The 22421-nt window shown below is 57.2% G+C and carries 17 protein-coding genes; 13 read left to right on the top strand and 4 right to left on the bottom strand.

Going from position 1 to position 22421, the window contains the following annotated elements; genetic code table 11:
• Nucleotide 1 precedes the first annotated feature (1 nt).
• The 6 genes from ACIQT8_RS22945 to ACIQT8_RS22920 all read left to right on the top strand — a co-directional run bounded on the left by ACIQT8_RS22945 (nucleotide 2) and on the right by ACIQT8_RS22920 (nucleotide 8780).
• The gene (locus tag ACIQT8_RS22945) at nucleotides 2–1006 is read left to right on the top strand and encodes a branched-chain amino acid ABC transporter permease (RefSeq protein ID WP_400970214.1); all 1005 of its coding nucleotides are present in this window, start codon (nucleotides 2–4) and stop codon (nucleotides 1004–1006) included.
• A gap of 74 nt (nucleotides 1007–1080) precedes the next feature.
• Complete coding sequence (locus ACIQT8_RS22940) at nucleotides 1081–2676, top strand: GMC family oxidoreductase (RefSeq protein WP_400970211.1); 1596 nt, start codon at nucleotides 1081–1083, stop codon at nucleotides 2674–2676.
• A gap of 12 nt (nucleotides 2677–2688) precedes the next feature.
• Nucleotides 2689–3573, top strand: a complete 885-nt coding sequence (gene mmsB, locus ACIQT8_RS22935; RefSeq protein WP_400970210.1) for a 3-hydroxyisobutyrate dehydrogenase — start codon at nucleotides 2689–2691, stop codon at nucleotides 3571–3573.
• Nucleotides 3570–5525: an acetoacetate--CoA ligase gene (locus ACIQT8_RS22930; RefSeq protein WP_400970207.1), complete on the top strand. Its 1956-nt coding sequence runs from the start codon at nucleotides 3570–3572 to the stop codon at nucleotides 5523–5525. Before mmsB ends, ACIQT8_RS22930 begins: the two co-directional genes overlap by 4 nt.
• A 3-nt stretch (nucleotides 5526–5528) precedes the next feature.
• A complete protein-coding gene (locus tag ACIQT8_RS22925) occupies nucleotides 5529–6320 on the top strand; it encodes a 3-hydroxybutyrate dehydrogenase (protein WP_400970204.1) in 792 nt (263 codons plus the stop codon).
• Between the two features lie 120 nt (nucleotides 6321–6440).
• Nucleotides 6441–8780, top strand: coding sequence for a glucose/quinate/shikimate family membrane-bound PQQ-dependent dehydrogenase (locus ACIQT8_RS22920; RefSeq protein ID WP_400970201.1), 2340 nt, complete (start codon nucleotides 6441–6443; stop codon nucleotides 8778–8780).
• A 33-nt stretch (nucleotides 8781–8813) separates the two neighbouring features.
• Here the strand turns inward: ACIQT8_RS22920 and ACIQT8_RS22915 are convergent, their stop codons facing one another.
• Both ACIQT8_RS22915 and ACIQT8_RS22910 read right to left on the bottom strand, forming a co-directional pair.
• Nucleotides 8814–9830, bottom strand: a complete 1017-nt coding sequence (locus tag ACIQT8_RS22915) for an NAD-dependent epimerase (RefSeq protein ID WP_400970198.1) — start codon at nucleotides 9828–9830, stop codon at nucleotides 8814–8816.
• Between the two features lie 14 nt (nucleotides 9831–9844).
• Nucleotides 9845–11149, bottom strand: coding sequence for a UDP-glucose/GDP-mannose dehydrogenase family protein (locus tag ACIQT8_RS22910; protein WP_138793652.1), 1305 nt, complete (start codon nucleotides 11147–11149; stop codon nucleotides 9845–9847).
• Nucleotides 11150–11614: 465 nt separating this feature from the next.
• On the opposite strand from ACIQT8_RS22910, the gene ACIQT8_RS22905 reads away from it, so the two are divergent.
• From ACIQT8_RS22905 to ACIQT8_RS22895, 3 genes are all read left to right on the top strand, one after another.
• Nucleotides 11615–12502 (top strand): DMT family transporter, encoded by an 888-nt coding sequence (locus ACIQT8_RS22905; RefSeq protein WP_262527223.1) that lies wholly within the window; start codon nucleotides 11615–11617, stop codon nucleotides 12500–12502.
• Nucleotides 12503–12632: 130 nt separating this feature from the next.
• Nucleotides 12633–13610 (top strand): glutathione S-transferase family protein, encoded by a 978-nt coding sequence (locus ACIQT8_RS22900; RefSeq protein ID WP_400970193.1) that lies wholly within the window; start codon nucleotides 12633–12635, stop codon nucleotides 13608–13610.
• Between the two features lie 3 nt (nucleotides 13611–13613).
• Entirely contained in the window at nucleotides 13614–14231 is a 618-nt protein-coding gene (locus ACIQT8_RS22895) for an alpha/beta hydrolase (protein WP_400970190.1), read from the top strand.
• 13 nt (nucleotides 14232–14244) lie between these two features.
• Here ACIQT8_RS22895 and ACIQT8_RS22890 read toward each other — a convergent pair whose 3' ends face one another.
• Nucleotides 14245–15147 (bottom strand): LysR family transcriptional regulator, encoded by a 903-nt coding sequence (locus ACIQT8_RS22890; RefSeq protein ID WP_400970187.1) that lies wholly within the window; start codon nucleotides 15145–15147, stop codon nucleotides 14245–14247.
• 290 nt (nucleotides 15148–15437) lie between these two features.
• Here ACIQT8_RS22890 and ACIQT8_RS22885 point away from each other — a divergent pair, with 290 nt between their 5' ends.
• From ACIQT8_RS22885 to ACIQT8_RS22875, 3 genes are read left to right on the top strand one after another with little or no spacing between them, the layout of a single operon-like run.
• Nucleotides 15438–16391 carry an aliphatic sulfonate ABC transporter substrate-binding protein gene (locus tag ACIQT8_RS22885; RefSeq protein ID WP_138793657.1) on the top strand — a complete coding sequence of 318 codons (954 nt, stop codon included), beginning with the start codon at nucleotides 15438–15440 and terminating at the stop codon, nucleotides 16389–16391.
• Between the two features lie 22 nt (nucleotides 16392–16413).
• A complete protein-coding gene (locus ACIQT8_RS22880) occupies nucleotides 16414–17193 on the top strand; it encodes an ABC transporter permease subunit (RefSeq protein ID WP_400970183.1) in 780 nt (259 codons plus the stop codon).
• Between the two features lie 11 nt (nucleotides 17194–17204).
• The gene (locus tag ACIQT8_RS22875) at nucleotides 17205–18014 is read left to right on the top strand and encodes an ABC transporter ATP-binding protein (RefSeq protein ID WP_400970180.1); all 810 of its coding nucleotides are present in this window, start codon (nucleotides 17205–17207) and stop codon (nucleotides 18012–18014) included.
• A gap of 50 nt (nucleotides 18015–18064) precedes the next feature.
• Here ACIQT8_RS22875 and putA read toward each other — a convergent pair whose 3' ends face one another.
• Nucleotides 18065–21751, bottom strand: a complete 3687-nt coding sequence (gene putA, locus ACIQT8_RS22870; RefSeq protein ID WP_400970177.1) for a trifunctional transcriptional regulator/proline dehydrogenase/L-glutamate gamma-semialdehyde dehydrogenase — start codon at nucleotides 21749–21751, stop codon at nucleotides 18065–18067.
• A gap of 173 nt (nucleotides 21752–21924) precedes the next feature.
• Between putA and ACIQT8_RS22865 the strand changes: the two genes are divergently transcribed.
• Nucleotides 21925–22395, top strand: a complete 471-nt coding sequence (locus ACIQT8_RS22865; RefSeq protein ID WP_138793661.1) for an Lrp/AsnC family transcriptional regulator — start codon at nucleotides 21925–21927, stop codon at nucleotides 22393–22395.
• Nucleotides 22396–22421 lie beyond the last annotated feature (26 nt).

Genomic DNA, 22421 nt, shown 5'->3' with positions numbered 1-22421 from the left:
TATGTCCAAAGCCATTCAGAACTCTGCTGCTGCCTTGCCTCATACGGAGGTGTCTACGACGGCTGGAACCATCAGGACGGCGTTGATCATTGCCGGCCTTGGGGTACTGGTTGTCGCACCGATGTTCATCTATCCGATCTTCCTGATGAAGCTCTTGTGCTTTGCGCTGTTTGCTTGCGCCTTCAATCTGCTGATCGGTTATACGGGTCTCCTGTCGTTCGGCCATGCGGCGTTCTTCGGCGGCGCGGCCTACTTCACGGCCTATTCTGTGAAGGAATGGGGTGTGACACCGGAGATCGGTCTCGTCATTGGCATGGCCGGGGCTGCCCTTCTTGGTCTGGTCATCGGCTTTTTTGCCATCCGGCGTCAGGGCATCTACTTCGCCATGATCACGCTTGCCTTGTCGCAGATGTTCTATTTCTTCTGCCTGCAGGCGCCGTTCACACACGGGGAAGACGGACTTCAGGGTGTGCCGCGCGGCCACCTCTTCGGGATCATCGATCTCAACGCGACAAACAGCATGTACTACACGGTTCTGGCCGCTTTTGTGATTGCACTGCTGGTGATCTGGCGTTTCGTCAACTCGCCCTTCGGCATGATCTTGAAGTCGATCCGCGAGAACGAGCAGCGTGCCATTTCACTGGGTTACAGTGTCCAGCGCTACAAGCTTGGTGCCTTCGTAATGTCGGCAACACTTGCGGGTCTGGCGGGTGGTCTCAAGGCGCTGGTTTTCCAGTTCGCGACCTTGACCGATGTGACCTGGCAGATGTCTGGCGAAGTCATTTTGATGACGTTGCTCGGTGGCATTGGAACCATGATCGGGCCAATCTTCGGCGCTGGTCTTGTCGTGACCCTCCAGAACTATCTGGCGACATCTGATTTTCCGGTGACGATCATCACCGGTCTCGTCTTCATGGCCTGCGTGCTGGTCTTCCGCCGTGGCCTGATTGGCGAATTCTACGCCTCACGCATCGGTCGGAAACTCGGTTTCCAGCATCGCGGCTAGGTTTTGTGAAAACGGAATGAATGGTCTGGCTCGTGCCGTTTTCGGCGCGGGAGCGGGACCGCACGGAGAAAAGCATGGGCGAATATGACTATATCGTCATCGGAGCGGGCAGCGCTGGCTGCGTTCTCGCCAACCGCCTCTCGAAAGACCCGAATAATCGTGTGCTCTTGCTGGAAGCCGGCGGCAGCGACAACTATCACTGGATCCACATTCCGGTCGGTTATCTCTACTGCATCAACAATCCGCGTACCGACTGGTGCTTCAAGACGGCGGAAGAACCGGGACTGAATGGCCGGTCGTTGATTTATCCGCGGGGCAAGGTTCTTGGTGGCTGCTCATCCATCAACGGCATGATCTATATGCGCGGTCAGTCGCGTGACTATGACATGTGGCGTCAACTGGGTTGCGACGGTTGGGGCTGGGACGATGTACTTCCCTATTTCGTCAAGTCGGAGGATTTTTATCGCGGCAAGAGCAGCTTGCATGGGACGGGCGGCGAATGGCGGGTGGAAAAGGCACGTGTTCGCTGGGATGTGCTGGACGCATTTCAAAAGGCCGCCGCAGAAGCTGGAATTCCCGCGACGGATGATTTCAACAGAGGCGACAATGAGGGTGCAGGCTACTTTGACGTAAACCAGCGTTCGGGTTGGCGCTGGAACACCGCCAAGGCCTTTCTGAAGCCGGCGCGTGGCCGTGCCAACCTGACCGTTCTCACCAAGGCGCATGTGCGACGGCTTATTATCGAAGAAGGTGCGGTCAAGGGGGTGGAGTTCCATCATGACGGCGTGTCGAAGATAGCGCGCGCACGCAGGGAGACCGTTCTCTCCGCAGGCGCGATCGGTTCGCCCCACATTCTTGAATTGTCGGGTGTCGGGCGCGGCGACGTGCTGCAGAAGGCAGGGATCGACACGGTGTTGAACGTTGAAGGCGTTGGCGAGAACCTTCAGGACCATTTGCAATTGCGCATGATTTACAAGGTTTCAGGAGTGTCGACACTGAACGAAAGGGCGTCGACGTTGTTTGGAAAGGCCCGTATCGGTTTCGAATATGCGCTGAGCCGTTCCGGCCCGATGGCGATGGCGCCGAGCCAGCTTGGTGTCTTCACACGCTCTTCTCCTGAGAAGGAGACGGCCGATCTGGAGTATCATGTGCAACCGGTATCTCTCGATAAGTTCGGCGAACCGGTTCACACATTTCCCGCGATCACCGCCAGCGTCTGCAACCTGCGCCCTGAAAGTCGAGGCTCGGTGCACGTCAAGGGTCCTGATTTCGCCATGCAACCAGAAATCCGACCGAATTATCTGACGACGGAAGGCGACCGTCAGGTCGCAATCGATGCTATGAGGTTGACCCGTCGTATTGTCGGGCAGCCGGCTTTCTCTCGGTTTAGACCTGAAGAATACAAGCCCGGTCCGTCCTATGAAAACGACAATGATCTGGCGCAGGCGGCCGGGGATATCGGCACGACGATCTTTCACCCGGTCGGTACGCTGCGCATGGGCTCCGATCTCGAGAGCGTCGTTGACGCCCGTCTTAAATTTCGAAAACTTCGTGGATTGCGGGTGGCGGATGCGTCGATCATGCCGCGGATCACCTCAGGAAACACCAATTCGCCGACGATCATGATTGCGGAAAAAGCCGCCGACATGATCCTCGCTGACAATCGATAAGAGGAAAAGACCATGCAAACCGTCGCTTTTATTGGGCTGGGGCATATGGGCCTGCCCATGGCTGTCAATCTGGTGAAGGCGGGATACGCCGTCAGAGGTTTCGATCTTGCCGAGGCCTGCATCACTGCCGCAAGGCAGGCGGGTGTACCGGTCGCGGCTGCGAGCGAGACCGCGATAGATGGTGCGGATGTCGTCATAACGATGTTGCCGAAGGGCGAACATGTGGTTTCCGTTTATGGTGATCTGGTGCGGAAGGTCACGTCCGGAACACTTCTCATCGATTGCTCCACTGTTGATATGGAGAGCGCCTTGAAGGCCCATGCGCTGGCGGTATCTGCAGGCTGCCCGTCTATCGATGCGCCCGTTTCTGGAGGCACCGGCGGGGCAGCAGCTGGAACCCTGACCTTCATGTGTGGCGGTGAGGCGGATGCTTTCGCAGCAGCAAGACCGATCCTCGAGGCAATGGGCAAGAAGATCGTCCACTGCGGCAAGGGTGGCAACGGACAGGCGGCAAAGATCTGCAACAACATGATCCTCGGTATTTCGATGATCGCTGTATCAGAGGCCTTTGTGCTGGGCGAAAAGCTTGGTCTTTCGCATCAAGCGCTTTTCGATGTTGCTTCAACCTCGTCGGGACAGTGCTGGTCGCTCACCACCTATTGCCCAGTGCCGGGTCCGGTGCCGACGTCACCTGCCAACAATGAATACAGGCCGGGTTTTGCCGCAGCCTTGATGTTAAAGGATTTGAAGCTGTCACAGGAAGCCGCCAATGGCGCGGGGGCCTCTACCCCACTCGGGAAAGCCGCCGCCGAGCTATATGAAGGGTTTGTGGGGGAGGGCAGCGGTGATCGCGATTTTTCGGCCATCGTCGAGATGTTGCGGGGAGGTGATGCATGAACGCAGTCACACCGTCGGATATTCTGTGGAGCCCGCCGCAGTCCCGGCTGCGGCAGTCGGCACTCTTTCTGTTTGCTGAAAAAACGAAACCGCGGCATGGAGCCGAGCCGGATGATTATCCAGCGCTCCTGTCCTGGTCGATACGCGATCCCGAAGGTTTTTATGACGCTCTCTGGGATGAGCTAGATATCATCGGAGAGCGAGGAGACAGGTCCTTCGTTGCGGGAAAGTCGATCCGCGATGCCGTCTTCTATCCGAAGGCACGGGTAAATTATGCCGAAAACCTTCTACGCGATGCCGACGACCGGCTAGCCATCATCGCGCATCGGGACGATGGCACCAAGCGGACCCTAACCCGGCGCGAGCTTTACCATGACGTCTCCCGTTTGGTTCAGGCTCTTCGCGCCGAAGGTGTTGGAGAAGGCGATCGTGTCGGGGCGATCGTCACGCACGATATAGAGGCCATAGTCGGTTATCTGGCGACGAGCGCCATCGGTGCGATCTGGTCGTCCTGTTCACCGGATTTTGGGCCGGCCGGCGCATCTGACCGACTGTCGCAGATCGATCCGAAAATCCTGATCGCGGTGGCGGAATACGGTTATGCTGGTAAACGCATCGATGTCGCACCGACAATACGGGCTGTGGCGAAGAGCGCTAAACCTGAAAAGATTGTCTTGATAGGAGACGGGGTCCCGGCAGTTCTCGCCGACCTTGGCTGCACAACGATTGCGGATTTTGTTGCGCCATTTGATGCGGGAGAGATCGCTTTTAATCGTCTGCCGATCAAGACGCCGCTGGTTATCCTCTATTCCTCCGGCACGACAGGAAAACCGAAATGCATCACCCATTCTGGTGGTGGGCTGCTTCTTCAGCACATGAAGGAACAGAAGCTGCAATGCGATATCCAGCCCGGCGAACGGTTTTTCTATTTTACCACCTGCGGCTGGATGATGTGGAACTGGCAGATTTCAGGCCTTGCCCTCGGAGCAACCCTCGTTACCTATGACGGCAATCCCGGTTATCCGTCATCTGCGCGTCTAATCGATCTGATCGATGCGGAAAACATTGCTACTTTCGGAACATCGGCAAAGTTCATCGACGCCTGCCTGAAGGCAGGGGTGAAGCCTCGCGAGAGCCACAATCTCTCGTCCCTCAGAACTATTCTTTCAACCGGATCACCGCTTATCCCGGCCTCTTTCGATTACATCTATCGGGAGTGGAAGGCTGACGTGCATCTCGCCTCGATTTCCGGTGGCACGGATATCTGCGCCTGTTTCCTCGGTGGCAATCCGTTGCAAGCGGTGCACCGCGGTGAGTTGCAGGGCGCGATGCTCGGCATGGACATAGACACACTGGACGATCAGGGGCGATCTGTTTCCGGCGTGCCGGGTGAGCTTGTCTGTCGCAATGCGCATCTTTCCATGCCGGTCAAGTTCTGGGGCGACGAGGATGGTTCGCGTTATCAGTCGGCTTATTTCGACCGGTTCCCCGGCATATGGGCGCACGGCGATTTCGCAGAAAAACGACCGTCCGGCGGTTATGTCATCCACGGCCGTTCTGACACAACGCTCAATCCCGGCGGCGTGCGCATCGGCACGGCGGAAATTTACCGGCAGGTGGAAACCGTACCGGACGTCGAGGAGGCAATTGCGGTCGGACAGGACATCGATGGCGACCAGCGCGTCATACTTTTCCTTCGTCTCAAGAGCGGTGTAACCCTGACCGACGAGCTGGAAAAGACCATACGAACGCGTATCCGTTCTGGGGCGACGCCGCGCCATGTTCCGGCAAAGATCATTGCAGTCGGGGCTATCCCGCGTACCCGCTCCGGCAAAATCTCCGAGATCGCTGTCCGGGATACGATCCATGGCCGGCCGGTTAAAAATGCCGATGCGCTGGCCAATCCGGAAGCGCTTGAACTGTTTCGCAACCTGCCGCAATTGAAGGACTAGGCTATGGGCGAAGACACAGAACCGAAGATCGTCCTTGTCACAGGATCGACGAGCGGCATTGGGCTGGCGATTGCCAAGCGTTTTGCCGAGGCAGGATATCTCGTGGCGCTCCACGGCATCGAAGAGCCTGAAGATGCGGCTCAGGTGCTTGAAACAGTGACAAAAAACGCCCGGCATACGCCTGTCTATTTCTCCGCCAACCTGGCCAAATATGAAGAAAGCGCCCATCTCGCCGAAACCGTGATTGGCAAACTTGGCGGCATCGATGTGCTGGTCAACAATGCCGGCATTCAAAAAGTCGCCCCGATCGATGAGTTTGATTTCGCAGATTTCTCGCGGATTGTTGCCGTCTCGCTGGATAGTGCTTTCCATGCAACCCATGCCGCCTTGCCCGGCATGAAGCAAAGGGGATGGGGCCGCATCATAAATATCGCATCCGCGCACGGCTTGCGGGCATCGCCTTTCAAAGCACCCTATGTGGCGACCAAACATGCGGTGGTGGGGCTGACGAAAAGCGTGGCACTGGAAGTGGCCGAGCAGGGGATTACCTGCAATGCCATCTGCCCCGGATACGTTTTGACGCCGCTTGTCGCGGCGCAGATTGTCGATCAGGCCCGCGTGCATGGCATGAGCGAAGAAGATGTTATCAAAAAGGTCATTCTTGCCCCTCAGCCGACCAGACGGTTCGTCCAGCCGGAAGAGATTGCCGAGATGGCGCTTTATCTCTGTGGCGACATGGCCCGATCCATCACCGGAACAACCATCTCGATCGATGGTGGATGGACGGCAAAATAAGCTTTTGATTGCATAGTGGAGTGACACTTCAAGCTTGGCTTGAACAAAAAAGAGAGCCAGACGGAACCAAATGCCCTCGACTTCGTTGCACGCGAAGTGACAGGGAATCGGGGGCAATTCATGGCAGTTACAGTCACTGCAGTTATTCTCACGCTTATCGGGCTTGCTTTGTTCGGGTTCGGCTCACAACTGGTGATGCTGGGCGGAAGCTTTTATTATGCCTTGTCGGGGCTGGCCTTCGTGCTCACCGCCGTCCTTTTGTTCAAGCGCAGCAAGTTTGCGCTTCACGTCTACGCGGTTCTCATCCTTGCCACCCTCGTCTGGGCAATTTGGGAAGTCGGTTTCGACTGGTGGCAGCTCGGGCCTCGTGGCGGTGTCATCATTCTCATCGGCTTGTGGTTGCTGACCCCCTGGATCAAGAAACCGCTCGGGTTTGCGAGCCCGACGGGAACGGTTTACGGTCCGAATGCGTGGCCGCTGGCACTCTCGGTTCTGATCGCGATCATCGTCGCCGGTTACTCGATGACGCAGGACCCGCACAATCAGTCGGGAGAGTTGCCGCAGGAAAAGCTGGTGTCCGCACCGGTCTATGGCGGCGATGTGCCTGATAATGAGTGGCATCAGTATGGTCGCACACCTTACGGCCAGCGTTATTCGCCTCTGACGCAGATCACTGTCGACAATGTCTCTCAGTTGAAGGAAGTCTGGCGTTACCAGACCGGCGACGTCAAGCTGCCGGACGACGTGGGTGAGACCACCTACCAGGTCACGCCGCTCAAGGTTGGCGGGCTGCTTTATATCTGCACGCCTCACAATTGGGCGATTGCCATTGACGCCGCAACCGGCAAGGAAAAATGGAAGTACGATCCGAACGTCGGCCTTAACCCGGACCGGCAGCATCAGACTTGCCGTGGCGTTTCCTATTATGCCGAATCGTCAGCTGCGCCGGGAACCGCTTGCGCACAGCGCGTCTACCTGCCCACCTCGGATGCTCGCCTGATTGCACTCGATGCGCAGACCGGACAGGTCTGCACCTCCTTTGCCGATCAGGGTGTGCTGCACCTTGAGCAGGGCATGCAATACAATCCAGCGGGCTATTATTACTCCACATCACCGCCTGTGATTGTCGCGGGAAAGATCATCATCGGCGGCGCAGTGAACGATAATTATTCGACGCAGGAGCAATCCGGCGTCATTCGCGCGTTTGATGTCAACACGGGCGCGCTGATCTGGAACTGGGATTCGGGAAATCCGACGAAAACAGAACCGCTTGGACCGGGTGAGACTTACACCACCAACTCACCGAATAGCTGGTCCGTGTTCAGTTATGATGAGGACCTCGGTCTCGTTTATATCCCGCTCGGCAACCAGGTGCCTGACCAGCTTGGCATGGGGCGCAGCGAGAGCGTCGAGAAATATTCGTCGTCAATCGTCGCACTGGATATCAACACGGGGAAGGACCGCTGGGTTCGCCAGACCGTTCATCACGATCTCTGGGACATGGACGTTCCCGCCCAGCCGGTGCTTCTCGACATCACCAAACAAGACGGAACCATAGTTCCCGCACTGGTGGGGCCGACCAAACAGGGTGACATCTATGTTCTCGACCGACGTACAGGCGAGCCCCTGCTGGCCGTTACCGAAGAACCGGCGCCTGGAGGCGCTATCCCTGAAGATTTCAGCGCGCCCACGCAGCCGACGTCGTTACTGACATTCAAGCCCGCCCCGCTTCAGGAAAAGAACATGTGGGGCGTTTCCATGTTCGATCAGCTAGCGTGCCGTATCAACTTTCATCAGTTGAATTACAAGGGGCGCTACACGCCGCCATCATTGACGGGTACGCTCGTTTATCCCGGGAATTTTGGTACGTTCAACTGGGGCAGCGTGGCAATTGATCCTGAGCGCCAGGTGATGTTTGGCATGCCCACCTACCTTGCCTTCACCTCCCGTCTTGTTCCGCGTGATCAGATTCCACCTAAAGGACAAGATGAAAAAGGCAGTGAGCAGGGTCTGAACCGCAATGATGGAGCGCCCTACGGGGTCTTTATGGGGCCGTTTCTCGGTCCGTTGAAAATTCCCTGCCAGGCGCCGCCTTGGGGCTACGTCGCCGGTGCCGACCTGCGTACCGGAGATATTGCCTACAAGCGCAAGAACGGCACCGTCTATGACATGACACCGCTGCCACTTCCCTTCAAGATCGGGGTGCCGGGCATCGGCGGACCGATCATCACCAAGGGTGGCGTTGCGTTTCTTGGTGCTGCGGTCGACAATTATCTGCGCGCCTATGACCTGACGACCGGCAAGCAGCTTTGGGATGCGCGGCTTCCCGCGGGCGGACAGGCAACACCGATGACCTATGCGCTCGATGACGGCAAACAATATGTTGTCATGGTTGCTGGCGGTCACGGCTCCGTGGGAACGAAACCAGGCGATTACGTGATCGCATATTCGCTGCCGTAGCGGCGCACGAACAGCATCTTTGCAGGGCCGGGGTTAAACCCGGCCTGATTGCATGTCGCGATACCACGCTACCAGCGCTTCAATGCCTTGTTCGACGGACGTTTGCGGCACGTAATCTGTCAACGCACGCAGCAGGTCTGGCGAGGCGAATGTGCGTGGCACATCGCCTTGCTGCATGGGCAGCATGTTGCGGATTGCTGGTTTGCCGACAGCCTTTTCCACGGTTTCGACGAAATGCATCAGCTGGACGGGTTGGCCACCGCCGACATTCACGACGCGGAACGGTGCGTGCCGTGACAGAGAGTCGGTGACGCCGTCCTGTGTGACACGGTTGTCTTCGGATGGAATGACCTGGCTCAGCCGCACGATTCCTTCAACCAGGTCATCGATATAGGTGAAATCGCGGCTCATATTGCCTTCACCGTATATATCGATCGGGCGGTCGTTCGAAATCGCATCCACGAATTTGATCGGCGCCATATCAGGGCGACCCCAGGGGCCGTAGACCGTGAAAAAGCGGAACGCCGTAATGGGCAATTTGTAGAGATGGGCGTAGCTATGCGCCATCAACTCCATGGATTTTTTCGTTGCGGCATAAAGCGTCATCGGCTCGTCGGCCTTGTCGCTTTCAGCAAATGGCACCTTCTCGTTCGCCCCGTAAATGGACGAGGTCGAAGCCAGCATCAGATGTTTGACACCAACGGACTTTGCCAGTTCGAGTACATTCCACGACCCTGTGAGGTTGGAATCGATATAGGCTTTGGGATTTTCGAGGCTGTAGCGAACACCCGCCTGGGCGGCGAGATGAATGATGATCTCAGGTTCGGCGGCCTCTGCAGCGCGTTTCAACGCATCGGCATCTTCGAGCATGCCGATCTCTGCCTTGAAACCGTTGGACCGGGCGAGGATCGCGTGACGTTTTTCTTTCAGGCCGACATCGTAGTACTTCGTCATGCCGTCGAAGCCGACCACGAAATGGCCCTGATCGAGCAGGCGTTTTGCCACGTAAAAGCCGATGAAGCCCGCTGTGCCGGTTATCAGATAACGCATAGTCCGAAGTACCTTTATGGGCGACCGATAGCGGCATAGGCGAAGCCGTGCGCCGATACCTCGTCAGTTCGATAGATGTTACGCAGATCCACCAGGATCGGGCTTTTCATGATTGCTTTCAGACGTGGTAGATCGAGCGCGCGGAACTGGTTCCACTCGGTCACGATAACCACTGCATCAGCATCTTGTGCCGCTTCATACGGCCCTTCGGCATACTCGATGTTCTCAAGCACATGGCGAGCGTTTGCCATGCCCTCAGGGTCGTATCCGATCACCTTTGCACCGCCGTCCTGCAGTGTCTGGATGATGGCGATTGCAGGGCTGTCGCGCATGTCGTCGGTGTTCGGCTTGAAGGTGAGACCGAGCACGGCGATCTTCTTGCCGCGCACATCACCACCCACGGCATTGATGACCTTTCGGCCCATGGCGCGTTTGCGGTTGTCGTTGATGGCGATGGTGGTTTCGATCAGGCGAACAGGGCTGTCGTAATCCTGTGCCGTTTTTGCAAGGGCCAGCGTGTCCTTGGGAAAGCACGAACCACCATAGCCTGGGCCGGCATGCAGAAATTTGGAGCCTATGCGACCGTCGAGGCCGATACCGCGCGACACATCCTGAACGTTGGCGCCGACTTTCTCGCACAAATCCGCCATCTCGTTGATGAAGGTGATCTTCATCGCGAGAAACGCGTTGGCGGCATATTTGATCAGTTCGGATGCACGTCGTGTCGTGAAGAGCAGCGGCGACTGGTTGAGATAGAGCGGACGGTAGACCTCCGTCATGACCGGGCGGGCGCGCTCGTCGGAAAGTCCGACCACGATCCGATCGGGTCGTTTGAAGTCTTCGATCGCCGCACCCTCACGCAGAAACTCCGGGTTCGACACAACAGCGAAATCGGCTGACGGATTTTCTTCGCGGATGATGCGCTCGACCTCATCGCCAGTCCCCACTGGGACAGTCGACTTCGTCACGATGACGGTAAAGCCGGTGATGGCGTGAGCGATCTCTTTGGCTGCGGCATAGACATAACCGAGATCGGCGTGGCCGTCGCCACGACGCGATGGGGTGCCAACGGCGATGAAAACAACCTCAGCATTGCTGACGGCATCGGCGAGGTCGGTGGTGAAGCTTAGACGCCCAGCCTTGGCATTGTTGGCGACGATCGTCTCCAGGCCGGGTTCGAAGATCGGGATATGGCCACTTTTCAAGGCCTCGATTTTTTCCGGCATCTTGTCGACACAGATGACGTCGTGGCCGAAATCGGCGAAGCAAGCGCCGGAGACAAGGCCCACATAGCCGGAGCCGATCATGACTATCCGCATTCGTCTTCCTTTCGGATATCCCGCGTTTTGTTTGAACTGTGCACTGTAAAGACTCGGGGGGAGCGGTGACGTCTCCACCACACGGTGTTTAGCCGCCTTCCCGTCCGTCGCCAAGCGCCGGTGTGAGAGTGGCCTATTCGCTTTGCATGAAGCTTGTGTGATTACGTTCAGCATTGGCCGTTTAGTGGTTGGGTGCGAGCTTAAAAAGGCGTTGCACGGTGCTCTATCGTTGCGGGTTTGGGATAAATTTGTCGCACCTTCCGGTGATTTGCGCTGGTGCGGGTAAACGGGTTTGTTTTTGCCATTTGGTGGCTTGCACTCGCCAGTAGCCGGGTCTAGCTCTGGAGTAGAGGAGAAAATCTGCAACGATTGTGCTGCCGCCGATGCTCGATGAGCGTCGTTGTTTGCTCATGGTTTTTTGTGGTTTGGCTCTTACCCGCCTGTCCGATGCTCGGGGTTCCTGAAATGCAAAAAGGTTTTTTGCTCGGCTTGTTTGCCTATGCCAGCTTTTCCTGGGGGGACGCGACGATCAAGTCGCTCGGCTCGCAGATCGGGGTCTTCCAGATCGGCTTTTTCAGCATTCTCTTTTCCGGCATCTTTATCTATTTCAGTAGACCCCGTGACGAGAGATGGCGTGATTTCTGGCGCATGAGCCGTCCTTTCGCCGTGCACGGTCGTGCAATCTCTGGTCTCTTCGCAGGCATTCTCGGTATCTACGCATTTACAACCATTCCGTTGGCGGAAGCTTATGCTCTGATCTTCCTGTCACCGCTGTTCGTCACCGTGCTTTCAGCCGTGGTACTAAAGGAAGACATCGGACCGTGGCGTTGGGCGGCGGTGCTGGCCGGCATCGTTGGCGTGATGCTCGTCGTAAGACCGGGCTTCAAGGCGCTCGAATTGGGGCATGTTGCGGCAATTGGCGTTGCGTTTCTCGCGGCCATGACCATCGTTCTGCTGCGCTCGCTGGCAGGCAAGGAAAAGCGCACGTCCATCATGGGTGTGCTCCTGACATATGGTCTTGTTTTCAACGGCGTTGCGTCGGTCCCCGAATTTGTCGCGCCAAATCTGCATCAGATATTGGCGTTTGCATTTATTGGCCTCTGTACTGCGACCGGACAGATCACACTGCTGGTTGCGACACGGATTGCGCCTGCCAGCCAGATCGCGCCGTCTCATTATTCGCAGATCCTTTGGGCCGTCGCCATCGGTGCGACCTTCTTCCATGAATATCCCGATGCCACTGCGATCTTGGGACTAGGCGTCATAGCAGCTTCAGGTCTTCTCACCATGATCCGAGAGAAAGTCAGGCTTGGCACAGTTCGCTGGAATCCCTTTTTTCGCAATCGTCTTTGACGGCAACCTCAAAGTTTAAAAACGGTGTTGTCGCGCCTTGGGAAACAGTGCGTCAACCGAAGTGCGGCTTGCTGCACCGGCGCCGTGGGGGCCATAAGGTGTTCATCGATAGATGAACGGAGAGCTGCAAATGCTCGTGGACGGAAAGTGGACAGCCGATTGGCATCCGGTACAGGCAACGGACAAAAAGGGCGGTTTTGTCCGTCAAATATCCGGTTTTCGCAACTGGGTTACACCGGATGGCTCGGCTGGACCGACAGGTGAGGGCGGTTTTAGGGCCGAGCCCGGCCGCTATCATCTCTATGTCGCGCTGATTTGCCCTTGGGCGTCGCGCACGCTGATCGGTCGCAAACTTAAAAAGCTCGAAGACGTCATTTCTGTCTCCGTGGTCGAACCGTTTCTGTCCGACGAAGGCTGGAAGTTCGGAGACTATCCGGGTTCGGATCACGACACGCTGAACGGCGTCACCTACATGCACCAGCTCTACACGCGTGCCGACCCGCATTATACCGGTCGCGCCACCGTTCCGGTGCTCTGGGACAAGAAGACGAAGACCATCGTCAATAACGAATCCGCCGATATCCTGCGCATGCTCAATTCTGGTTTCGGTGACCTGGCAGACAATACCCTCGATCTTTACCCAGCGAATTTGCAGTCGCAGATAGATGCCCTCAATGACTACATCTATCCGCGCCTGAACAATGGCGTTTACAGAACAGGCTTTGCCACCACGCAGATCGCTTACGAAGAAGCGTTTGCGGATGTGTTTGCGACGTTGGACGAACTGGAGGCGCGGCTTGCCTCAAGCGGCCCATTCCTGTTTGGCGATGTTCCAACGGAAACGGATATCAGGCTATTTGTCACCCTTGTCCGCTTCGATGCGGCCTATTTCGGCCTGTTCAAGTGCAATCTTCGGCGCATTGCGGACTATCCCGATCTGCAGGCCTATATGATGCGCGTGCTTGATATTCCCGGTGTCCGCTCGACGGTGAGCATCGATCACATCAAGCGTGGCTATTATTCGGTCAAGGCACTCAATCCGACACAAATCGTCCCCGTTGGTCCCGATATGCCCGGCCTCGATGACGTGAAACTTTCAAAGGACTAAGAGATGACTGAAGTCGGCGCACGCAACCTCGTCATTCTGTTGCACGGTGTTGGCAGCAATGGAGCCAATCTCGCTCCGCTCGCCAATCTATGGAACGACCTGCTGCCCAATACGGACTTCGTCAGCCCCGATGGTCCGTTTACTTTCGGGCGCGGTCCCGGACGGCAATGGTTCAGCATCGAATGCGTTACCGAAGAAAATCGCCCGGATCGGGTGCGGGCTGCAAGGGGCGATTTTGATCGCGTTATCGGCGAAATCATTACCGAGTACGGACTTGCCGACAATCCGCAGCGCATCGCACTGGTCGGCTTTTCGCAAGGCTCGATCATGGCGCTTGACGTCCTGGCATCGGGACGACTGCCGGTCGCCGCCATCGCTGCCTTTTCTGGCCGCCTTGCTTCGCCGCAACCTCTCGGCCCGTCACTGTTGACACGGCTGACCCTTATTCATGGCGATGAGGATCACATCATGCCGGTCTCCGAGAGCGTCAAGGCATCAGATATATTCAAGGCTGCCGGCGTGGAGACAGAACTGCATGTTTTGCCGGGCCTCGGTCACAGCATCTCTCAGGATGGCGCCGTGATTGCCGGAAATTTCCTGCAACGAGCCTTTGGCGTCTAATCGCAAAAAGACATCAGAGCGGCTTGCCGACCTGTTCGAGCAGCCAGCTCTGAAACGCACGGGCCAGCATGTTGTCCTGCCTTCCTTCGGGCAGGGCAACGTAATAGCTTTTCTCGGTCTGCAAGGGCGCGTCGAAAGCGATGATGAGGCGTTCTGAGGCCAGTTCCGCTTCGATCAGGTATTTGGGCAAAAGCGCGAAGCCTATTCCGCTGATGGCGGCCTCTATGATCATCGAAAACTGGTCGAAGCGACTGCCTCGGTAGGCATGCTGTGTGATGACGCCGTTCATCTCCATCCACTCCGTCCAGAGTTTTGGACGTGTGGTCAAATGCAAGAGCGGTTTGTCGGCGAGGTCTTGTGGCGCTGTGATGCCCTTCGATGTCAGCAGCGCAGGGCTGGCAACCGGCACAATCACCTCGTCGCACAAGAAGGTGCAGGTTCCATGCGCCCAGACCGGCTGACCATAATGGATAGCAAGATCGAAGCCCTCTTCGTCGAAATCAAAGGGGTGAGATCGTGAGCCGACGGTAATTGTCGTCTGCGGGTTCGCTGTTAGGAAGTTGTGCAGGCGTGGCATCAACCAGCGGCTTCCGAATGTCGGAAGCGTGGCAATGGAAAGAGATGCGTGCGAAGTGCCGGCAGAGACGGCGCGAACCATGAGCTGTTCGGATTGTTGCAACAGGCGGCGAACATCCGGCAGAAATTTTCGGCCGGCCTCGGAAAGAACGACACGCCTGCGGATGCGCTCGAAAAGCTGCATGCCGGTCTGTGCTTCGAGGTCGCTGATCTGGCGGCTAACGGCGCTCTGGGTCAGATTGAGCTCTTCTGCAGCGCGCGTAAAGTTTCCGTGCCTTGCGGCACACTCGAAAGCCTGCAGGGTGACGATATCGGGGATCAGCCTTCTGCGTGAATCCATTTCATCCTCGCACCAACGCGCCCGCAGTCCCAAATAGAAAGGGCGTTTCGGCGTCTTATCTGATTGCCGTGGAGAATAAAACGACCATCTTGGCTTCGCAGTCTTTGCCGCGCTCACAAGCGTCGAATTTTGAAACGTCCTTTAGCGTTCTCCGCAATGGCGCTCCCTAAAGAATGATATTTCCGGGGTCGCCAATTTATTGAATGATTGTTTCTCTATCGTTCAAGTGGAAAAATCTAGCATGTCTCCATATCGAAATCGGCCGGAAGATCGGCGACAAGGAGACACCAATGCAGGGCCTGACCCGTCGTATCTTTTCTGGAAGCGTCCTTGCTGCCGCGCTTTTTTCCACCGTGCCATTCCAGGCCAGCGCCGCCGAAGAATTGAAAATCGGCTACCAGAAGACGGGCCTGCCGGTTATCGCCCGCCAGCAAGGCGTGATCGAAAAGGCGCTCGAGGCCAAGGGCGTCAAGGTTTCCTGGGTAGAGTTCACTGCAGGTCCGCCTCTTGTCGAGGCCCTGAACGTCGGCTCGATCAATGTCGGCTGGACAGGCGACGCGCCGCCAATTTTCGGACAGGCTGCGGGCTCGGCGATCGTTTATGTCGCAGCGCTTCCTTCGAACGGAAAGGGTGAGGCTGTCTTTGCCAAGGAAGCAAGTGGCATCAAGTCTGTTGCCGATCTCAAGGGCAAGAAGGTCGGGGTTGGCAAGGGTACCAGTGCGCATAATCTCCTCGTCGCGGCACTGGAAAAGAACGGCCTGAAGTTTTCAGATATCGAGGTGGTCTATCTGAGCCCGGCTGATGCTGCGGCTGCTTTCGCCAGTGACAAGATAGATGCCTGGGCTGTCTGGGACCCTTTCTTTGCCATCGCTGAAACCCGTTACAAGCCGGTGACGCTCGCTCGTACATCGGACGTGCTGGATGTGAACACGTATTTCCTAGCCAACCGCGATTATGCGAAGTCCAACGTTGAAACGATCAACATCACGGTCGATGCGCTCGGTGAGGCGGCGAAATGGTCTGCGGCAAACCGCGACAAGGTCGCTGCCGCTCTGCATGAAGTGACAGGCGTGCCGCTTGAAGCGCAGACGCTGGCTGCAAACCGTTCTGAATTCGGTATCACCAAGATCGACGACAAGATCATTGCGGGTCAGCAGGAAACTGCCGACCGGTTCTATCGGCTCGGACTGATCCCGAAACAGATCAGCATCAAGGATGCCGTCTGGTCTGGCGCGACAAACTGATAGCAACGCCGGAGGACGCTTCATGAGCAAAAAAATCCAGACGGCAAGCGGCAGCGTTATCGGCTGGCTTTTGCCTGCACTGATCATTCTTGGATGGGAAGTTGCGGCCAGAGCAGGGGTGATCTCGGCCAATGTTCTGCCGGGGCCGTCTGCGGTGGCAGAGGCGTTCTGGCGGTTGCTACTCTCCGGCGAACTCTTGAACAATATAGGCGTGAGTTCGGCGCGGGCGTTGGCGGGTTTTGCGATCGGTGGTGCCATCGGGTTCATTTTCGGCCTCGCCAACGGATTGTCGAAATTTTCCCGCAGCTTTACCGATACGACGTTGCAGATGATCCGCAACATTCCGCATCTGGCGCTTATTCCTCTGGTCATATTGTGGTTTGGTATCGACGAGGAAGCAAAGCTCTTCCTTGTCGCGCTAGGTGTGTTCTTCCCGATCTACATCAATACACTGCTCGGCATCCAAGGCGTTGATCCGCAATTGGTGGAGATGGGGCGCACCTACGGGATGTCGCCCTTCACCCTGTTTCGCCGCGTTATCCTGCCTGGCGCTTTGCCAGCCATTTTCACGGGTCTGCGTTATGCCCTCGGCATCATGTGGTTGACGCTCATCGTGGCGGAAACGATCTCATCTTCCTCCGGTCTCGGCTACATGGCCATGCAGGCACGTGAGTTCTTGTTGATCGACGTGGTGGTGCTGTCGATCCTCATCTATGCGCTTCTCGGCAAGCTTGCGGATAGTTTCGCACGCTTCCTCGAAAGCATTTTCCTGCAATGGCATCCGGCCTTCAAAAAAGCTTGAGAGGTAGTTCAATGTCGACGGGGAACGTTACAACTTTGCGGCGGCCGGATACCGTGGAAACGAAAGCTGTCCCATCGGCTGGCGTCAAAGAAAAAGGCAAAATCGCCTTCAGTCTTCGAAACGTTGCCAAGACCTTTGGCGATAAACCCGTATTGCGCGGGATCGATCTCGATGTGCATGAGGGTGAGTTTCTCGCGGTCATCGGCAAGAGTGGCTGTGGAAAAAGCACGCTGCTGCGCATTCTGGCCGGGCTTGAAACGCCTACCTCCGGTACGGTTTCGAAAGATCCGCAGGACCGAACCCGCATCATGTTCCAGGAGCCTCGGCTGTTGCCGTGGGAGCGGATTGCAGACAATGTTTCGGTCGGCCTGACAGGCATTGCCAAGGGAGACCAGGCCAGAGAACAGGCCTTCGCCATTCTCGACGAGGTAGGTCTGAAGGACAGGGCAGGAGAATGGCCCTATGTGCTGTCAGGTGGACAGAAACAGCGTGTGGCACTGGCGAGAGCATTGGTCGCTCATCCGCAGATCCTTGCGCTTGACGAGCCGCTTGGTGCGCTCGACGCTCTGACGCGCATTGAAATGCAGCTTCTGCTGGAGCGCATCTGGCGCAAACAGAAGTTTACCGCCGTTCTGGTCACACATGATGTTTCAGAAGCTGTGGCATTGGCGGATCGTATCGTGGTGATCGATGAGGGCCGTATCGCGCTTGATCTCGAGGTCAAATTACCGCGGCCGCGCCGACACGGTACGCCGGAGTTTGCAAGGCTGGAGGAGCAGGTCCTTGACCAGCTTTTTGGCCGAAGCGAAAACGGCGCCTGAGTGATGTTCGTATAAGGAGGTGGCAGGGCCGGAGCCCTGCCATGCTGTTGTCAGCCGATGCTCATCAGGCTGGCGTTGCCACCGGCAGCGGTCGTGTTGACGCTGACGGAAACCTCTTCCACCAACCAATCGAGGTTGTATGGCTGGCTTGCACCGGAAAGCGCTTGCGTTGTCGCGGCCTGCACCAGAACCAGCGGTCCTGGCAGAGCTGCGACCTTCCGGTTGACCTCCACGACACGCTCCGCGTCGCCTTCCACCAGGGCACCCGCGAAAGGACCGGATTTTTCCCACTTGTCGACCCAGCTGATGCGTGAGGTCACGGTTGCCGGCAATCCATAGGTCGTCTTCTCGAGCCCGGACGTGTTGTCGACGACGACCTTGTTTCCGGTTGCCAGCGCCGCGGCGAGCTGACGATAGAGGCCCTGTTCCGTCTGCGGAACAAGCAGGACTTTGCCACGCGGATGCAGGGCATAGACGTTGCGCTCACCCACCGGACCGGCCAGCTCCGTTTCGAAGCCAAGGCCGGAGAGAGCACCGGCCTCGTGCGCTGCCTCAGCGGCCACGGTTTCTCCGTTCTCAGTCAGCCAACGTGCAAAATCCGTTGCGGCTTCGTCCTGCTGGCTGATGATCCGATCAATTTTCGGCGCCTTTTGCGTCATGCGGCCAAGATAGAGCGGACCACCTGCTTTCGGACCGGTGCCGGAAAGGCCGCGTCCGCCGAATGGCTGTACGCCCACAACCGCGCCGATGATGTTGCGGTTGACGTAAAGGTTGCCAGCCTCGATACGGGAGAGAACATGCTTGATCGTATCGTCAAGGCGGGTGTGAAGGCCAAAGGTCAGGCCATAACCGGTCGCATTGATCTGGTCGATGAGGTTGTTGAGGTCATTGCGCTTGAAACGAATGACATGCAGCACCGGTCCGAAGACTTCACGCTTCAGATCCGCGAGCGACTTCATCTCGATGATCGTTGGCGGAACGAAGGTTCCCTTGCCAGTGTCGCCAGCAAGATCGATCTGTTCGATACGATTGCCAAGCGTTCGCATCTGCTCGACGTGTTTCTCAATAATTCCCTTGGCTTCTGCCGTGATGACAGGGCCGACATCGACGGACAGACTATCGGTCCGTCCGATCCGCAATTCGTGCAATGCGCCCTTCAGCATGGTCAGTGTGCGGTCGGCCACATCGTCCTGCAGGCAAAGGATACGAAGCGCCGAGCAACGCTGACCGGCGCTGTCGAAGGCCGATGCGATAACGTCGGCGACGACCTGTTCGGCAAGGGCGGAGGAGTCGACGATCATGGCGTTCTGGCCACCAGTCTCGGCAATCAGCGGGACTGGCTGACCGTTTGCCAGGACGCGGCCAGCAAGCTGGCTCTGGATGATCCGGGCAACTTCCGTTGATCCGGTAAACATCACGCCCGCCGTCAACGGTGAACCGACAAGTGCTGCGCCAGTCTTTCCGTCGCCCGGCATAAGTTGAACGGCGTCTGCCGGAACACCTGCTTCATGAAGCAGGCGTACACCTTGAGCTGCGATCAGCGGGGTTTCTTCGGCAGGCTTCGCCAGAACTGGGTTGCCGGCAACCAGTGCCGCAGCAACCTGGCCGATAAAGATTGCCAGCGGGAAGTTCCAGGGGCTGATGCAGACGACCGGACCGAGGGCCACTTGTTCGGCGCCAATGTTCTTGCGTGCTTCACCCGCGTAATAACGCAGGAAGTCGATCGCCTCGCGCACTTCTGCGATTGCATTGGGCATTGATTTTCCGGCTTCACGAATGATGAGGCCGAGCAGGGCTGGCATTTCCGCCTGCATCTGGTCAGCGGCGCGATCTAGGCACGCGGCGCGCTCTTCAACGGCGGTGGAGGACCAGCGCGACGTCGATGCCTTCTTCATTGCCTTTTCGACGTCGGCCTCGGTCGGCTCAATGACGTAACCGACGACATCGGCATGGTCCCCAGGGTTGAGGACGGGGCGGGCCTCACCGTTTGCCTCAGGCGCGGCGGCTTTCCATTCGGTCGCAGCACTTTCGCTCAAAATGGTGTTCAGCTTTGCCAGCGTCGTTTCACTGGAAAGGTCGAGGCCTGCTGAGTTCGCACGCTCGGTGCCAAACAATGCGGCTGGCGATGCGATGCGATCATGCTGCGCGCCGGGCTGCTGCATGGCTTCCACAACCGCAACCGGATCTTCCAGGAGAGCGTCGACCGGAACGGCAGGGTCGGCAATCCGGTTCACGAAGGACGAGTTCGCACCGTTTTCTAGGAGACGGCGAACGAGATAGGCCAGCAGGGTCTCATGGGTGCCAACGGGCGCATAGAAGCGGCAGGGACGGTCGAGGTTCTTCTTGCCAACGACTTCGCTGTAGAGCGGTTCACCCATTCCGTGCAGGCATTGGAACTCGTAGTCGCCAAGCTTAAAGTCCGGGCCGGCGAGATGATAAATCGTCGCCATGGACTGTGCATTGTGCGTGGCAAATTGCGGGAAGATCACATCACGGGCTGCCAGCAGCTTGCGGGCGCAGGCAATGTAAGACACGTCAGTGTGCACCTTACGTGTGAAAACCGGGAAGTCTTCAAGACCATCCAGTTGCGCACGTTTGATCTCGGCGTCCCAGTAGGCACCCTTGACGAGGCGCACCATGATACGACGGTTGGCGCGGCGCGCCAGATCGATGATGTAGTCGAGCACGAATGGGCAGCGACGGCCGTAAGCCTGCACCACGAAACCGAGGCCATTCCAGCCCGCAAGATCCGCATCATGTGCCAGCGACTCGAGAAGGTCGAGGGACAGTTCGAGACGATCGGCTTCTTCCGCGTCGATGTTGAGGCCGATATCATACTGCTTGCAGAGCAGCATCAGCGATTTCACCCGTGGCAAAAGCTCTTCCATGACGCGTGCGGCCTGCGCTCGCGAATAACGCGGATGCAGGGCGGAAAGCTTGATGGAAATCCCGGGGCCGCCATAGATGCCGCGCCCGGCAGAAGCTTTGCCGATCGCGTGAATGGCGTTTTCGTAGTCACGATAATAACGCTCTGCGTCTTTCGCAGTCGTGGCGGCTTCGCCGAGCATGTCATAGGAGTACTGGAAGCCTTGTTCTTCCAATGGCTTCGAGCGCTTGATGGCTTCGGCGATCGTTTCGCCTGTGACAAACTGTTCGCCCATCATGCGCATGGCCATGTCCACACCGCGACGGATTACGGGTTCGCCGGCACGAGCGATCAGTTTCGTCAACGCTGAAGACAGGCCGCTGTCGTTGACGGTTGAGGTGAGTTTGCCGGTAATTACGAGACCCCAGGTTGCCGCATTCACAAACAGGGATTTGCCGCCACCGATATGCGACTTCCAATCGCCGCGGGCGATCTTGTCACGGATCAACGCATCGCGGGTTGCCTTGTCGGGGATACGCAGCAATGCCTCAGCAAGGCACATCAGCGCGACACCCTCATGACTGGACAGCGAGTACTCCTGCACCAGTCCTTCAACGCCGGTGCCTTTGGTCTTGGCACGAAGGGACTCGATGAGTTTGCGAGCGGTTGTGCGAATGGCGCTTGCCTGCTCTTCTGAAACGGTTGCCGCCTGCAAAAGCGGGACAAGGCATTCCGGTTCCGATCGGCGGTAGGCCGCAGTGATCGCCTGGCGCAACGCGCTCTGTTCGCGTACTGCCGGTGCAAATTGTTCAAAAATGCCAACCGCGTGTTTTGATGTGTTCAAACCTGTCGTGTTCGCGCCATCGGCCATCCGAATGATCCTTGAAAAGCTGTTTCGCCAAAATTGACGGCACCTGCTTATGCGGTTCGGCCATCATTTTTTCTGAGCCGACAATATCATTGCCCCAGAAATTGATATGGCCTTATTTCTTCGATAAAACAGGAAATACGAACTTTTGTTTTGCCGGAAAGGCGTCAATAAGAATGGCTATATCGAAAAAAGAAGTCGATCTGGATCACTTTGATCTCAAGATCATCGAGGCGCTGAGCGAAGACGGGCGCATGTCGGTGCTGCAACTGGCCAAAAAGGTCGGGCTTTCAAAGACCCCTTGCCAAACCAGGCTCAAGCGTCTGGTGGATGAGGGCTATATTCTGGGCTTCCGCGCCATGCTCAATCAACACAAGCTCGGCGTCGACCATATCGCCTTTACCGAGGTCAAGCTTTCGGACACGCGTGAAAAGGCGCTGGAAGAGTTCAACGCTGCGGTACGCAAGATCAAAGAGGTCGAAGAGTGCCATATGATTGCGGGCGCTTTCGACTATTTGCTTAAAGTACGAACAAGCGACATTCGCAAATATCGGCGGGTGCTGGGTGAAAAAATATCCAGCCTTCCGTCGGTCGCAAATACATCGACCTTCGTCGTCATGCAGTCGGTCAAGGAAGCCGGCATTTGACGGCTTCCTTGAAGGACGAATGAGCG

The sequence above is a fragment of the Agrobacterium sp. NPDC090273 genome, assembly GCF_044772305.1.
Taxonomy (GTDB): Bacteria; Pseudomonadota; Alphaproteobacteria; order Rhizobiales; family Rhizobiaceae; genus Agrobacterium.
This window is presented reverse-complemented; position numbering and strand designations above follow the sequence as displayed.